The 14,782-nt window shown below is 73.1% G+C and carries 12 protein-coding genes and 1 tRNA gene; 7 read left to right on the forward strand and 6 right to left on the reverse strand.

The genetic code is table 11. The features are described 5' to 3' along the window. Positions 1-17: 17 nt before the first annotated feature. The 3 genes from IE265_RS07880 to IE265_RS07890 all read right to left on the reverse strand — a co-directional run bounded on the left by IE265_RS07880 (position 18) and on the right by IE265_RS07890 (position 2,826). Entirely contained in the window at positions 18-887 is an 870-nt protein-coding gene (locus tag IE265_RS07880) for a chaplin (protein WP_190034649.1), read from the reverse strand. 184 nt (positions 888-1,071) lie between these two features. Further along, entirely contained in the window at positions 1,072-1,305 is a 234-nt protein-coding gene (gene chpH, locus IE265_RS07885) for a chaplin ChpH (protein WP_190034650.1), read from the reverse strand. A 195-nt stretch (positions 1,306-1,500) separates the two neighbouring features. Then, positions 1,501-2,826, reverse strand: a complete 1,326-nt coding sequence (locus tag IE265_RS07890) for a M20/M25/M40 family metallo-hydrolase (protein WP_190034651.1) — start codon at positions 2,824-2,826, stop codon at positions 1,501-1,503. A 186-nt stretch (positions 2,827-3,012) separates the two neighbouring features. On the opposite strand from IE265_RS07890, the gene IE265_RS07895 reads away from it, so the two are divergent. The 4 genes from IE265_RS07895 to IE265_RS07910 all read left to right on the forward strand — a co-directional run bounded on the left by IE265_RS07895 (position 3,013) and on the right by IE265_RS07910 (position 9,280). After that, positions 3,013-3,097, forward strand: a tRNA-Leu gene (locus tag IE265_RS07895). A gap of 363 nt (positions 3,098-3,460) precedes the next feature. Next, the gene (locus IE265_RS07900; RefSeq protein WP_190034652.1) at positions 3,461-7,342 is read left to right on the forward strand and encodes a Pls/PosA family non-ribosomal peptide synthetase; all 3,882 of its coding nucleotides are present in this window, start codon (positions 3,461-3,463) and stop codon (positions 7,340-7,342) included. A gap of 89 nt (positions 7,343-7,431) precedes the next feature. Then, entirely contained in the window at positions 7,432-8,793 is a 1,362-nt protein-coding gene (locus IE265_RS07905; protein ID WP_229916095.1) for a M1 family metallopeptidase, read from the forward strand. Between the two features lie 58 nt (positions 8,794-8,851). Beyond that, positions 8,852-9,280, forward strand: coding sequence for a YchJ family protein (locus IE265_RS07910; RefSeq protein ID WP_229916083.1), 429 nt, complete (start codon positions 8,852-8,854; stop codon positions 9,278-9,280). Positions 9,281-9,294: 14 nt separating this feature from the next. Here the strand turns inward: IE265_RS07910 and IE265_RS07915 are convergent, their stop codons facing one another. Then, complete coding sequence (locus tag IE265_RS07915; RefSeq protein ID WP_190034655.1) at positions 9,295-9,996, reverse strand: FadR/GntR family transcriptional regulator; 702 nt, start codon at positions 9,994-9,996, stop codon at positions 9,295-9,297. Positions 9,997-10,170: 174 nt separating this feature from the next. Here IE265_RS07915 and IE265_RS07920 point away from each other — a divergent pair, with 174 nt between their 5' ends. The 3 genes from IE265_RS07920 to bla all read left to right on the forward strand — a co-directional run bounded on the left by IE265_RS07920 (position 10,171) and on the right by bla (position 13,229). Next, the gene (locus IE265_RS07920) at positions 10,171-10,680 is read left to right on the forward strand and encodes a gluconokinase (protein WP_190034656.1); all 510 of its coding nucleotides are present in this window, start codon (positions 10,171-10,173) and stop codon (positions 10,678-10,680) included. 64 nt (positions 10,681-10,744) lie between these two features. After that, entirely contained in the window at positions 10,745-12,142 is a 1,398-nt protein-coding gene (locus IE265_RS07925; protein ID WP_190034657.1) for a GntT/GntP/DsdX family permease, read from the forward strand. A 142-nt stretch (positions 12,143-12,284) separates the two neighbouring features. Continuing rightward, complete coding sequence (gene bla, locus IE265_RS07930) at positions 12,285-13,229, forward strand: class A beta-lactamase (RefSeq protein ID WP_373302910.1); 945 nt, start codon at positions 12,285-12,287, stop codon at positions 13,227-13,229. 63 nt (positions 13,230-13,292) lie between these two features. Here bla and IE265_RS07935 read toward each other — a convergent pair whose 3' ends face one another. Together IE265_RS07935 and IE265_RS07940 are read right to left on the reverse strand one after the other, a co-directional pair. Beyond that, a complete protein-coding gene (locus tag IE265_RS07935) occupies positions 13,293-13,946 on the reverse strand; it encodes a cytochrome b/b6 domain-containing protein (protein WP_190034659.1) in 654 nt (217 codons plus the stop codon). Beyond that, positions 13,933-14,676 carry a molybdopterin-dependent oxidoreductase gene (locus IE265_RS07940; RefSeq protein ID WP_359310734.1) on the reverse strand — a complete coding sequence of 248 codons (744 nt, stop codon included), beginning with the start codon at positions 14,674-14,676 and terminating at the stop codon, positions 13,933-13,935. The genes IE265_RS07935 and IE265_RS07940 overlap by 14 nt, the downstream gene beginning before the upstream one ends. Between the last annotated feature and the right edge of the window lie 106 nt (positions 14,677-14,782).

A 14,782-nucleotide genomic window follows, 5' to 3' on the forward strand; every position in this document is an offset into this window, starting at 1 on the left:
GGCGTCATGGCGTTCGGTCACGCCGCGGCGCGGGCCCTGCGGTAGAGCACGGCGCCCGCCAGCAGCGCGCCCGCGCCCATGGGGAGCGCGAGGCCGAGGGGCAGCCCGCTGCCGGTGCTCGCGAGTTGGTCCGTGCCCTGACCGGCGGCGGACCGGGCACCCACGTGGTTCGCGTCCGAGGACCCGGGGGTCCCGTTCCCGGAGGTCCGCGGCCCGTCCGGGTTGCCGGGGTTGCCGGGCGTACCGGGGTTGCCTGGCGTACCGGGGTTGCCGGGCGTACCGGGATTACCCGGGTTGCCGGGCCCGCCGGGCTCACCCTCGTTGCCGGGCTCACCGGGATTCCCCGGGTGGCCGGGGTGACCCGGGTGGCCCGGGTGGCCGGGGTGACCGGGGTGACCGGGGTGACCGGGCTTGCCCGGAGTGTTCGGGTGGCCGTGGCCGGGAGGCGTCCGGTGGCCGTGCGACGTGTTCCCGCAGCCGTTGCCCCCGGCCGCGTTGCCGACACCCACGACGGAGACGCCGTTGCCGCAGGCGTTGACCGGCACGTGCACCGGAGCCTGCACGGAGTTCCCCGAACCCACCCCGGGGGACCTGCTCGTGTGGCCCGCGGCGTGCGAGCCGCCGGACGCGTGGCGTCCGGAGCCGCCCTTGTTCACGCAGCTGTTGCCCATCGCCGGGTTGAGCAGCCCGACCACGTTCACGGTGTTGCCGCACGCGTTGACCGGCACGTGCACCGGAGCCTGCACGGAGTTCCCCGAGAGCACGCCCGGGGAGTTCGAGGCACCCCCGTACGCCCCCGAGTCGGCGTGCGCGTATCCGCCGGTGGCGGCGAGGACACCGGTCGCGGCCGCAACCGTCATCAGGCCTTTGCGGGTGACCTGTCGCATAGCTGTTCCCTGCCTTGCTGAGCCGTATTGCTTCGGGAATGCGCACCGCTCGGATGCGTGTGCGCCGAATTCGGGAAATCGACGGCCCCGGAGCGCATGGCGCGCACTCCGGGGCCGCGGACTCGGATCCTCAGGGGTTCGGCCCCTCACGGGACGGCCGGCCCTTCATGAGGTGAGCACAACGTCAGACGTTGGCGCAGGTGTTGCCGAAGGCGGGGTTCAGCAGCCCGATCACGGAGACCGTGTTGCCGCAGACGTTCACCGGCACGTGAATCGGCGCCTGGATGACGTTGCCCGAAAGCACGCCGGGCGAGTGCACAGCGGCACCCTGAGCACCGGCGTCGGCAACCGCCATACCCGCACCAGCGAGAACGAGGCCACCCGTGGCAGCCGCAGCGGCGACGACCTTCTTGATCATTATTCCTCCTTGTTGGCAATGCGATCCCAACCGCGGATCGCATCACCTGTAACGAGGAGGGAGTAATAGGGCTACGAGCCTATGAGCGCATTCACTCTTCTCAGTCGATCCCGTACGCGCTGGCGATTAACGGAGTCCCCTCCCGCCGCGGAACGCTCCGGGACGGCTCCTCCCGCGATCCGCGGCGGGTTCCGGTCAGGAGGCCTCGACGAAACGGTCGAGCACCCGGACGCCGAACCGGAGGGCGTCGACCGGCACCCTCTCGTCCACGCCGTGGAACATCCCGGCGAAGTCCAGCTCCGGCGGGAGCTTCAGCGGCGCGAAGCCGAAGCAGCGGATGCCCAGGTCGTCGAAGGACTTGGCGTCCGTGCCGGCGGAGAGCATGTACGGAACGGCCCGCGCGATCGGGTCCTCGGCGGACAGCGCCGTCTGCATGGCGTCGACCAGGGCCCCGTCGAAGGTGGTCTCCAGCGCCTTGTCGGCGTGCACGTCCTCGCGCCGCACGTTCGGGCCGAGGATGCGGTCGAGGTCGGCGAGGAACTCCTCCTCGTAGCCCGGCAGATAACGCCCGTCGACGTGCGCGGTGGCCTGGCCGGGGATCACGTTCACCTTGTAGCCGGCGCCGAGCTGGGTCGGGTTCGCGGTGTTCTGGAGCGAGGCGCCGATGAGTTTGGCGATCCCGCCCAGCTTGGCGAGCGTCGCGTCCATGTTCTCCGGGTCGAGTTCGGTGCCGAGGGCGTCACCGAGTTCGTCGAGGAAGTGCCGGAGGGTCTTCGTCACGCGCACCGGGAAGGTGTGCCGGCCGAGCCTGCCCACGGCCTCCGACAGCTCGGTGATGGCGTTGTCGCGGTGGATCATCGAGCCGTGGCCGGCGGTGCCGTCCACGGTCAGCTTCATCCAGTGCATGCCCTTCTGCGCGGTCTCGACGAGGTACAGCCGCAGCTTCTCGTTGACCGTGAAGGAGAATCCGCCGACCTCGCCGATCGCCTCGGTCACGCCCTCGAAGAGGTCGGGGTGCTTGTCGACCAGGAACTTCGCGCCGAACCTGCCGCCCGCCTCCTCGTCGGCCAGGAACGCCAGCACGAGGTCGCGCGGCGGTTTGCGCCCGCTGCGCATCCGGTCGCGCACGACCGCGAGGGTCATCGCGTCCATGTCCTTCATGTCGACGGCGCCGCGGCCCCAGACGCAGCCGTCGGCGATCTCGCCGGAGAACGGGTGGTGGGTCCAGTCCTGGGCGTTGGCCGGGACGACGTCGGTGTGCCCGTGGATGAGCAGTCCGGGACGGGAGCGGTCCTCCCCCTCGATCCTGACCACCGTGGAGGCGCGGCCCGTGTGGGATTCGAAGATCTGCGGTTCGAGTCCCACCTCGGCGAGCTTCTCGGCGACGTACTCGGCGGCCTTGCGCTCACCCGGACCCGAGTGGTCGCCGTAGTTGCTGGTGTCGATCTGGATCAGCTCGCGACAGAGGTCTACGACCTCGTCCTCACCCTTGATGCTCCTGGTCGTGTCCGGCTCGCTCACGCTGCTTCCTCCCACGGTCACTGCTGGTGGACCCTCTCATCCTCCCCCTCCGGCCTCCCGTCCCCAAGGCCGGACCCGCTCCGTCACACGTCGTTCACGCGGCGACGGCCCGTGATCGGGGGCCCTCGAAAGCCTGGTAATGTTTCCTTCGTCGCCGCGAGGGGAACCCCGCGCGACAGACACCTTGTCCGGGTGGCGGAATGGCAGACGCGCTAGCTTGAGGTGCTAGTGCCCTTTATCGGGCGTGGGGGTTCAAGTCCCCCCTCGGACACACACGGAGTGAGGGCCGCGACCACTGGTCGCGGCCCTCACTGGTTGTTCGTCGCCGTTCCGTCGCCCGCCCCGCCCCGCCCCTCCTCCATGGGCGCGCGGGGGTGCCCGTCCGCCGGGTCCGCCCGCCCCCGGGGCCGGATGTGGGACAGATCTCGTCAGGTTGACGTACCTCCATGTCAGGGCTCCGGAACATCCGGTTCCGTGTCCCTCCGAAGGCCTCCCCGCCTCGCCGGGCCCGGGGTCCCCGCTTAGCGTCGTACTAAAATTCCACGCTTGTTCGGCGCTGACCGGAATATCCCCAGGCATACCTGCGGGCCCGCCGGCGCCCCCGGACGTTCCGGGAACCACACGTGAGGACCCGATGGCAGCCCTCCAGCAAGGCCCCGATCTCGCGTTGTCCGACGCCGAGGTGCGGGCCGAGTTCGGCGACCTGGCACGCTTCTCCGCCGCAGGCGCCCCCTCCGCGCGCACGCTCGTCGACATCTTCGACGCCTCCGTGCGGGCCCACCCGGACGAGCCGGCCCTCGACGACGGCAGGCGCTGCCTCACCTACCGCGCGCTCGCCGTGGAGGTCGAGACCCTCCGCCGTCGGCTCAGCGCCGCGGGCGTGGGCCTCGGGGACCGCGTCGGCGTCCGCGTCCCGTCCGGGACCGACGAGCTGTACGTGGCGATCCTCGCCGTGCTGGCCGCCGGTGCCGCCTATGTGCCGGTGGACGCCGAGGACCCGGACGAGCGGGCCGAACTGGTCTTCGGCGAGGCGGGGGTGCGGGCGGTCGTCGGGGCCGGGCACGAACTCACCGTCCACGGCAGCGGCGGCACACGCGCGGCTCGGCCGGGCGTCGAGCACGACGCGTGGATCATCTTCACCTCCGGTTCGACCGGCAGGCCCAAGGGCGTGGCGGTCAGCCACCGGAGCGCCGCCGCCTTCGTGGACGCGGAGGCCGGGCTGTTCCTGCCGGAGGACCCCATCGGTCCCGGCGACCGGGTCATGGCCGGCCTCTCGGTCGCCTTCGACGCCTCCTGCGAGGAGATGTGGCTCGCCTGGCGGCACGGGGCCTGCCTGGTGCCCGTGCCGCGTGCTCAGGTGCGCAGCGGCGCCGATCTGGGGCCCTGGCTGGTCGAGCAGGAGATCACCGTCGTGTCCACCGTGCCGACGCTGGCGGCGTTGTGGGAGCCGGAGGCCCTCAACGAGGTCCGGCTGCTGATCTTCGGCGGTGAGGCCTGCCCGCCCGAGCTGGTGCAGCGGCTGGTCACCGAGGGGCGCGAGGTGTGGAACACCTACGGGCCGACCGAGGCCACCGTCGTCGCCTGCGCCTCGCTGATGACCGGCGAGGAGCCGATCCGGATCGGGCTGCCGCTGAACGGTTGGGAGCTGGCCGTCGTCGACGAGGGCGGCGAGCCCGTGCCGATGGGCGGCAGCGGTGAGCTGGTGATCGGCGGCGTGGGCCTCGCCCGCTACCTCGACCCCGGCAAGGACGCGGAGAAGTACGCCCCGCTGGAGTCGCTCGGCTGGGAGCGGGCGTACCGCAGCGGGGACCTGGTGCGGGCCGAGGCCGAGGGGCTGGTCTTCCTCGGGCGGGCCGACGAGCAGATCAAGCTGGGCGGCCGGCGCATCGAGCTGGGCGAGGTGGACGCGGCGCTCCAGGCACTTCCGTCGGTCGCGGGCGCGGCGTGCGCCGTGCGCACCGCGCGCGGCGGGAACCAGCTCCTGGTCGGCTATGTGGTCACCCAGGAGGGCTGGGACCGGGCGACGGCCGTCGAGAAGCTCAGGGCGGAGCTGCCCGCCGCACTCGTGCCGCTGCTCGCGCCCGTCGACGAACTGCCGACCCGCACGTCAGGCAAGGTCGACCGGGCCGCGCTGCCGTGGCCGCTGCCCGGTGCGGAGACGGACGGCGGCGGCGGCGGCGAGGAGCTGTACGGGACGCAGGCCTGGCTCGCCGAGCAGTGGAGCGAGGTACTGGGCATCCCGGTCACCGACGCCTCGGACGACTTCTTCGCGATCGGCGGCGGGAGTCTCGCGGCCGCCCAGCTCACGACACGGCTGCGCACCCGCTACCCGAGTGCCGCCGTCCTCGACATCTACCAGCAGCCGGTGCTGCGCAAGCTGGCCAGGCGTCTGGAGCGGTCCGCCCAGGGCGACGGCACCGCGCGGGTGGTCGCGCCGGTGCCGGTGCGGGCCCAGGCGGTCCAGCTCCTGCTGCTGGTCCCGCTGTTCGCCGTGCTCGGGCTGCGCTGGACCGTGGTGCTGGCCGCGCTGGGCAACGTCCTGCACCGGTTCGGCCCGTACCCGTGGATGCCGACCGCGTCCTGGTGGCTGGTGGCGGCGGGCGGCGCCCTGCTGTTCAGCCCGCCGGGCCGGCTGGCGGTCGCGGCCGGGGGTGCGCGGCTGCTGCTGCGCGGGGTGCGGCCCGGTGGCTACCCGCGGGGCGGAAGCGTTCATCTGCGGCTGTGGACGGCCGAGCGGCTCGCCGAGTTCAGCGGGGCGACCTCGCTCACGGGCTCGTGGCTGCAGCGGTACGCGCGGGCGCTGGGGGCGAAGGTCGGGCCCGACGTGGACCTGCACTCGCTGCCGCCGGTGACCGGGATGCTGAAGCTGGGCCGGGGCGCCGCCGTGGAGTCCGAGGTGGACCTGTCGGGGCACTGGCTCGACGGCGACCGTCTGGAGATCGGGCCGGTCAAGGTCGGCGCCCACGCCGTGGTCGGCACCCGGAGCATGCTCTTCCCGGGGGCGCGCGTGGGCAAGCGGGCCGAGGTCGCTCCCGGTTCCGCCGTGTCCGGGCACGTGCCCACCGGCCAGCGCTGGGCCGGGGCGCCCGCGGTGAAGCTGGGCAGGGCGAAGCGCGACTGGCCCAAGGAGCGTCCGCGGCGCGGGACGGCCTGGCGGCTGGCGTACGGCGCGACCGGGTTCGGGCTGACCGCGCTGCCGGTGGCCGCGGGGTTCGCGGCGCTGCTGGTCGCCCGGGCCTTCGTCCCCCCGGCCGCCGGTCTCGGCGGGGCGCTGCTGGGCGCCGCCGCGGCGCTGGTGCCCGCGACGCTGGCCTTCGGGTGCGCCTACGCCCTGCTCCTGGTGTTCGCGGTGCGGCTGCTGAGTCTCGGGCTGCGGCCGGGGACGCATCCGACGCACGGCAGGGTCGGCTGGCAGGCCTGGACGGTCACCCAGTTGATGGACCGCTCACGGGAGACCCTGTTCCCGCTGTACGCGGGGCTGGTCACGCCGGTGTGGCTGCGGCTGCTCGGCATGCGGGTCGGGCGCGGCGCCGAGGTGTCGACGGTGCTGGCGCTGCCGAGTCTGACGACGGTCGGCGAGGGCGCGTTCCTGGCCGACGACACCCTGACGGCGCCCTACGAGCTGGGGGGCGGCTGGATGCGCGTGGGGCGGGCGGAGATCGGGCGCAGGGCGTTCCTCGGGAACTCCGGGATGACCGCGCCGGGCCGTTCCGTCCCCGACGGGGGGCTCGTCGGGGTGCTGTCCGCGACCCCGAAGAAGGCCAAGAAGGGCAGCTCGTACCTGGGGCTGCCGCCGGTGCGGCTGCCGCGCTCGTCGCGGGGCGGCGACCAGAGCCGTACGTACGATCCGCCGGCGCGGCTGCTGTGGGCGCGCGGGCTGGTGGAGCTGTGCCGGATCGTGCCGGTGCTCTGCTCGGCCGCTCTGGTGGTGCTGACGGTGGCCGCGCTCAGTGCGCTGGGGGTGTGGGCCTGGGCGCTGGCCGGGCCGGTGCTGCTGGCGGCGGGCGTGCTGGCGGGGCTGGTGTCCGTCGCCGCGAAGTGGCTGCTGGTGGGGCGGCACCGGGCGGGCGAGCACCCGTTGTGGAGCGGTTTCGTGTGGCGCAACGAGCTGGCCGACACCTTCGTCGAGGTGGTGGCGGTGCCGTGGCTGGCGGGCTCGGTGCCGGGCACCGCGGCGATGAGCCTGTGGCTGCGCGCCCTGGGCGCCCGGATCGGCCGGGGCGCGTGGGTGGAGAGCTACTGGCTGCCGGAGACGGACCTGGTCACGGTGGGCGGCGCGGCGACGGTGAACCGGGGCTGCGTGCTGCAGACCCACCTCTTCCACGACCGGATCTTGCGGACGGATACTGTGGTCCTCCGTGAGGGCGCCACGCTGGGCCCGGGCGGAATCGTCCTGCCCGGCAGCACCGTCGGGGCGCGCAGCACGCTGGGGCCCGCCTCCCTCGTCATGGCTGCGGAGTCCGTCCCCGACGACACCCGCTGGCTGGGCAATCCGATCGAGGCATGGCGTCCCTAGGTGCGGCCCGTACGCTGCCGGGGGACGGTGGACCGGCACCCCGTACGAGCGCAGCGCAGGGAGCAGACACTTCAGTGGCTCAGCAGACAGTGGGAGCGGACCCGTACTTCCCGGCCAACGGCGACCCCCGTTACCGGGTGCATCGGTACGAGCTCGCCCTGGACTACCGTCCGGGTCCCAACCGGCTGTCCGGCACGGCGCGGCTGAACGCCATTGCGGGCCGGGCGCCGCTCACCGAGTTCCAGCTGAACCTCGCCGACTTCAGGGTCGGCCGGGTGCGGGTCGACGGCCGGGTGCCGCACTACACGCACCGGGGCGGCAGGCTGCGGATCCGTCCGGCCAAGCCGGTCCGGGCCGGGGCCGCGTTCACGATCGAGGTCACCTGGGCGGGCAACCCCGAGCCGGTGCGCAGCCCGTGGGGCGGGCTCGGCTGGGAGGAGTTGGAGGACGGGGCCCTGGTGGCCAGCCAGCCGGTGGGCGCGCCGTCCTGGTACCCCTGCAACGACCGTCCGGCGGACAAGGCCTCGTACCAGATCTCGATCACGACTCCGTCGGCGTACTCGGTGGTGGCGGGCGGGCGGCTGCTGGCCCGCACGGCGAGGGCGTCCACGACCACGTGGGTGTACGAGCAGGCGGCGCCGACCTCCAGCTACCTGGTCGGGCTGTCGGTCGGGAAGTACCAGACGGTGCTGCTCGGCGATCCGGGTCTGGGCGGGGTGCCGCAGGCGGGGCACATCCCGGGGGGCCTGCTGACGGAGTTCTCGCGGGACTTCGCGCGCCAGCCCGCGATGATGGACCTGTTCGAGGAGCTCTTCGGCCCTTACCCGTTCGGCGAGTACGCGGTGGTCGTGACGGAGGAGGACCTCGACGTCCCGGTGGAGGCGCAGGGGCTGTCGCTGTTCGGCGCCAACCACGTGGACGGGGCGCGGGGTTCCGAGCGGCTGATCGCGCACGAGCTGGCGCACCAGTGGTTCGGCAACAGTGTGACCATCGCGGACTGGCGGCACATCTGGCTGAACGAGGGGTTCGCGAAGTACGCGGAGTGGCTGTGGTCGGAGCGCTCGGGCGGGCGCACCGCGCAGGCGCTCGCGGGTGTCGCCCACCGCAAGCTGGCGGCGCTGCCGCAGGATCTGCGGCTGTCCGACCCGGGCCGCAAGCTGATGTTCGACGACCGGCTCTACGAGCGCGGGGGTCTGGTGCTGCACGCGGTGCGCTGCGCGCTGGGCGACGACGCGTTCTTCCGGATGCTGCGCGGCTGGGCCTCCGTGCACCGGGGCGGCACGGTCACCACGGCGGGGTTCTGCACGCACGCGGCCCGCTTCACGGCCGAGCCGCTGGACGAGTTGTTCGCGTCCTGGCTGCACGGGACGGCGCTGCCGCCGCTGCCCTCCCCAGCGGCGGCGATGCCGGCGCGCCCGCCGTATCCGCCGAGGAGGGCGGACTCCGCCTGACGGCCGCCGCCGGGACGCGGCTGCCGCGCGTCGGTGGGTGTGCAGCACAATGGGGCGCATGTCCCGACGTTCCCCGCAGCCCCGTGCCCGGCGCGCCGCCGGCTCCCTCCCCGGCGGACCCGCCGGCTGCCCGTGCGGTCTCGCCGGGCCGTACGAGGCGTGCTGCGGCCGGTTCCACGGGGGTGCGGCCGCCGCGCCGACCGCCGAGGCGCTGATGCGGTCGCGGTACTGCGCCTTCGTGCGCCGTGACGAGGCCTACCTGCTGCGCACCTGGCACCCGCGGACCCGGCCGGCCCGGGTGGAGTTCGATCCGGGGACGCGGTGGACCGGTCTGGAGATCCTCGGCACGGGGGACGGTTCCGCGTTCCACAGCACCGGGACGGTGACCTTCCGGGCGTCGTACGCCGGGGGTTCGCTGCACGAGCGCAGCCGGTTCGAGCGGCTCGAAGGCGCCTGGGTGTACGTGGACGGCGACTTCGCCGAGTAGTCCCGTACGGGGGTTCAGGGCGCGAGGATGTCGAGTTCCTGGAGGGCGCCCAGCGCGATCTCGCGGGTGAGCGCCTCGGCGCGGACCGCGTCCCCCTCGCGGACCGCCTCCGCGACCTGGACGTGCAGGGTGACGGCGGCCGGGTCGGGGTCCTCGAACATCACCTGGTGGTGCGTGCGGCCCGCGAGGACCTCGGCCACCACGTCGCCGAGGCGGGCGAACATCTCGTTGCCGGACGCGTTGAGGATGATCCGGTGGAAGGCGACGTCGTGGACGAGGTAGCCCTCGAGCCGCCCGCCGCGTGAGTTGGCGACCATGCCGAGGGCGCACTCGGTGAGTTCGGCACACTGCTCGGCGGTGGCGTGCTTCGCGGCCAGGCCGGCGGCGACGGGTTCGACGGCGGACCGCAGGACGGTCAGCGAGCGGAGCTGGCGGGGGCGGTCGGCGCCCGCGAGGCGCCACCGGATGACCTGCGGGTCGTAGACGTTCCACTCGTTCGCGGGGCGTACGGTCACGCCGACGCGGCGGCGGGACTCGACGAGGTGCATCGACTCCAGGACGCGGACGGCCTCGCGCATCACCGAGCGGGACACGTCGAAGCGCTGCGCGAGTTCGTCGGTGCGCAGAACGCTGCCCGGTGGGTACTCGCCCGCGGTGATCGCGGGGCCGAGGCTCTCCAGTACATGGCCGTGCAGCCCCCGGCCCGGTGTGCTCATGAGGTTCAGACTACGAGGCTCGGCGCGCGAACAAAAAGTCAGACTTATACATCACACACTCTTGAATTCATCAGACCTATGCGTTTCAGTGTCGTGACGCGGATGCGGCGTCCGACCGGCATCCGTCACCCACAGGTCGGCATCCAGGTGCCGAGGCAGACAGGCGAGGCAGTCATGAGCACCCCCCACGTCGTCGTGGTCATGGGAGTAGCGGGCACGGGCAAGACCACGATCGGTCCGCTGCTCGCCGAACGGCTCGGCGTCCCGTACGCCGAGGGCGACGACTTCCACCCCGAGGCCAACATCGCCAAGATGTCGGCCGGGACGCCGCTCACGGACGAGGACCGCGGCCCGTGGCTGGACGCCATCGGCGCCTGGGCGCACGGCCGGGCCGGACTCGGCGGCGTGGTCAGCAGCTCCGCGCTGAAGCGCGCCTACCGGGACCGCCTCAGGGCCGCGGCTCCCGGGATCGTCTTCGTCCACCTCAGCGGCGACCGGGCCCTCATCGAGGACCGAATGGCGCGGCGCAAGGGGCACTTCATGCCGACGGCGCTCCTCGACTCCCAGTTCGCCACCCTCCAGCCGCTCCAGGCGGACGAGGCGGGCACCGCCGTGGACGTCGCCGGCAGCCCCGGGGAGATCACCGACCGGGCCGTCGAAGCGCTGCGCGCCCTCGACCGGTGACCGGGCCCCCCTCCCCGCCCGCACCCGCGTTCTCCCCCACCCCTCCCACCCAAGGAAACACACCGTGACCAGACTCAGTGTCGAGCTGCTGGCAGCGGATCCCGTCGAGCCGATCACCTCGGCGGGCCACGCGCAGTTGGGCATCGCCGTCCTGGCGGGCATCGCCGTCATCGTCCTGCTCATCACGAAGTTCAAGCTCCACGCCTTTCTCGCGCTGACGATCGGCTCGCTGGCGCTCGGCGCCTTCGCCGGCGCCCCGCTGGACAAGACGATCGCCAGCTTCTCCAGCGGGCTGGGCTCGACCGTGGCGGGCGTGGGCGTGCTGATCGCGCTCGGCGCGATACTCGGCAAGCTGCTCGCGGACTCGGGCGGCGCCGACCAGATCGTCGACACGATCCTCGCGAGGGCGAGCGGCCGTGCCATGCCGTGGGCGATGGTGCTGATCGCCTCGGTGATCGGGCTGCCGCTGTTCTTCGAGGTCGGCATCGTGCTGCTGATACCCGTCGTGCTGATGGTGGCCAAGCGCGGCAACTACTCGCTGATGCGCATCGGCATCCCCGCGCTGGCCGGCCTGTCCGTGATGCACGGGCTGATCCCGCCGCACCCCGGCCCGCTGGTCGCCATCGACGCGGTCGACGCGAACCTCGGGGTCACGCTGGCCCTCGGCATCCTCGTCGCGATCCCGACGGTGATCATCGCGGGACCCCTCTTCTCGAAGTACGCGGCCCGCTGGGTGGACGTGCCCGCCCCCGAGCGGATGATCCCCGAGCGACCCTCCGAGGACCTGGAGAAGCGTCCCGGCTTCGGCGCGACCATCGCCACCGTGATGCTGCCGGTCGTCCTCATGCTGTCCAAGGCGCTGGTCGACATCGTCGTGGACGATCCCGCGAACATGACGCAGCGCGTCTTCGACGTGGCCGGCTCACCGCTGATCGCGCTCCTCGCGGCCGTGCTGGTCGGCATGTTCACCCTGGGCCGGGCGGCCGGGTTCGGCAAGGACCGGATCTCCTCCACGGTCGAGAAGTCCCTCGCCCCGATCGCCGGCATCCTGCTGATCGTCGGCGCGGGCGGCGGCTTCAAGCAGACGCTGATCGAGTCCGGTGTGGGCCGGATGATCCTGGAGATCTCCGAGGACTGGTCGATCCCCGCGCTGCTGCTGGCCTGGCTGATCGCCGTCGCGATCCGGCTCGCCACGGGCTCCGCCACCGTCGCCACCATCTCGGCGGCCGGTCTCGTCGCCCCGCTGGCGGCGGACATGTCCACCGCGCACGCCTCGCTGCTCGTGCTGGCCATCGGCGCCGGTTCGCTGTTCTTCAGCCATGTGAACGACGCGGGCTTCTGGCTGGTCAAGGAGTACTTCGGGCTGAGCGTGGGCCAGACCGTCAAGACCTGGTCGGTGATGGAGACCATCATCTCGGTGGTGGCCGGCGGACTGGTCCTGCTGCTGTCACTGGTCATCTAGCGCGGCGCGCGACCGCGGTCGGCCGGCCCGGTCTCCGTGCGGTGCGTCCGGCCCCGGGTCGGGGCGCCGCCGGAACCGGGCGGGCCCGTCCGGTGTCTCCTGTCTGTGGACGTTGATCATCCACGGACAGGAGAGACCGATCGTGAACAGCTCAGCAACTCCCTTAGGCCGTCGTACGGCGCTGGCCCTCGGGGCCGGGGCGGCCCTCGCGGTCGCCGGAACGCCCTCCGCGTACGCGGCCGACGGGACAGGGGCGCGGGTCCGCCCGCGCACCGGGGCGACCGGAACCGACATCACGCGGGCGCTCGGCGAGTTGGAGCGGGAGCACTCCGCGCGGCTCGGGGTGTACGCGCGCAACACGGTCACCGGCGTGACCGTCCGGTACCGCGCGGACGAGACCTTCCCCATCTGCTCCGTCTTCAAGACCCTTGCCGCCGCGGCAGTCCTGCGGGACCTCGACCGGCGCGGCGAGTACCTCGCGCTGCGGGTGCGCTACACCGAGAAGGACGTCAAGGACTCGGGCTACGGGCCCGTCACCGGCAAGGCCGAGAACCTCGCGCACGGCATGACCGTCGCCGAGTTGTGCCACGCGGCGATGGCGTTCAGCGACAACGCCGCCGCGAACCTGCTGCTGCGTGAACTCGGCGGCCCGACCGCGATCACGCGGTTCTGCCGTTCGCTCGGAGACCGGACCACGCGGCTCGACCGCTGGGAGCCCGCCCTCAACTCGGCGGAGCCGTGGCGTACGACGGACGTCACCAGCCCTGCCGCCGTCGGACGGACGTACGCGAAGCTCGCGCTCGGGGACGCGCTGACGCGCCGTGACCGGGACCGGCTCACCGGATGGCTGCTCGCCAACACCACGAGCGGCGCCCGGTTCCGCCTGGGCCTGCCCGCCGACTGGGCCCTCGGCGACAAGACGGGCACGGGCGAGTACGGCACGACCAACGACGTGGGCATCGCCTGGACTCCGCAGGGGGCGCCCGTCGTGCTGTCGGTCCTGTCCACGCGGCCGGAACCCAAGGCCCCGAAGGACGAGCCGCTCGTGGCGAAGACGGCCGCCCTGCTCGCGCGGGCGCTGGCCTGAGCCCGCCGTCCGGTCCCCCGGCAGGTCCCGGGGGGCCGGACGGTCCGGTCGCCGCAGGCGGGGCTAGGGCCTCCAGAGGGGGTGTTCGCGCTCCGCCCACTCCCGGTCGACGGAACCGGTCCGCATGCCGCGCCGGGCCTCCGGCCGGGCGAGCGCCATCCCGATGTGGCCCGCGAGGACGATCCCGACGGTCAGGGCCAGCCAGTCGTGGACGAAGGTGGCCCCCGTGCGCCAGACGAGCGGCGCGAGGTGCGTGAACCACATCAGCAGCCCCGTGCCGAGCATCACGAGGACGGCACCCGCGATCCAGGCCGCGTACGTCTTCTGCCCCGCGTTGAACTTCCCGGCCGGCCGTGATCCGGGGCGGGCGTCCCGGCGCAGCGCCGAGCGCAGCCACACCCGGTCGTGCGGTCCGAAGCGGTTGAGCAGCCGCAGGTCCGCCCGGAAGGCGCGCGAGAGGAGACCGGCCAGCAGGGGCACCGGCAGCAGCAGGCCCGACCACTCGTGCACCCTGACGACCAGCTCGCGGCGGCCCACCAGCTCGGCGAGCTGCGGCAGGTAGAGGCAGGCGGCGGTCAGGACGCACAGCCCCGTCAGCAGGGCCGTCGTCCGGTGCACCAGGCGTTCGGCGGGCGAGAAGCGCCGCACGCGCGCGGCGCCGGCCGGGTGCTCCCCGGGGTGCGGCGTCCGCGCGTCGCCGGTCTCAGGTCGCGTCATCGTCCCGTCCGTTCGAGCGGCCCACCCAGGCGTCCACGTCGTAGCCCCGCTCCTCCCAGTAGCCGGGGCGGACGTCCGGCGTGAGGGTGATGCCGGAGAGCCATTTCGCGGACTTGTAGAAGTACATGGGGGCGACGTAGAGGCGGGCGGGGCCGCCGTGGGCGTGGTTGAGGTCCTTGTCCTGCATGCGGAGGGCGACGAGCACGTCGGCGCGGCGGGCCTGGGACAGGGTGAGGCTCTCCGAGTACGTGCCGTCGAAGCACGTGAAGCGCACCGCCCCGGCCGACGCGCGCACTCCGGCGGCGTCCAGCAGCCGGGACAGGCGTACCCCTTCGAAGGGGGTGTCGGGCACCCGCCAGCCCGTGACGCACTGGACGTCCCGGACCATCCGGGTCTGCGGAAGGGCCCGCAGCTCGGACAGGGAGTAGCGGGCGGGGCGGTCGACCAGCCCGTCGACGGTCAGGCGGTAGGAGTCCTCGTCCTTGTGCGGGACGGAGGAGGCGACCGAGTAGTAGCGGAAGCCGCCGCCGTTGGGCAGCAGGCCGGTCAGTCCGGTGGGGTCCTTGTCCGCGGCGCTGCCGAGGAAGGATTCCAGACCGCGCTGGAGCACGGGGGCGGCGGCCACGCCGAGCGCGCCGAGGCCGAGCATCCCGAGGACGAGCCGCCGTCCCACGGGTGCGCCGTCCGCTTCGGGCTCGTCGGGGGACGGCCGCGGGGTTTCCGGGTTCACCCCCCGATTCGAACACCCCCGGCCCCCGGAAGCCAGGGGCCGAGGGTGCTCGTCAGTCTTTCGTCACCTGTCGCCGGGTCCCGGGACGTGTCCGGGACCCGGGCGG

The sequence above is a fragment of the Streptomyces fructofermentans genome (genome assembly GCF_014651055.1).
Classification (GTDB): domain Bacteria; phylum Actinomycetota; class Actinomycetes; order Streptomycetales; family Streptomycetaceae; genus Streptomyces; species Streptomyces fructofermentans.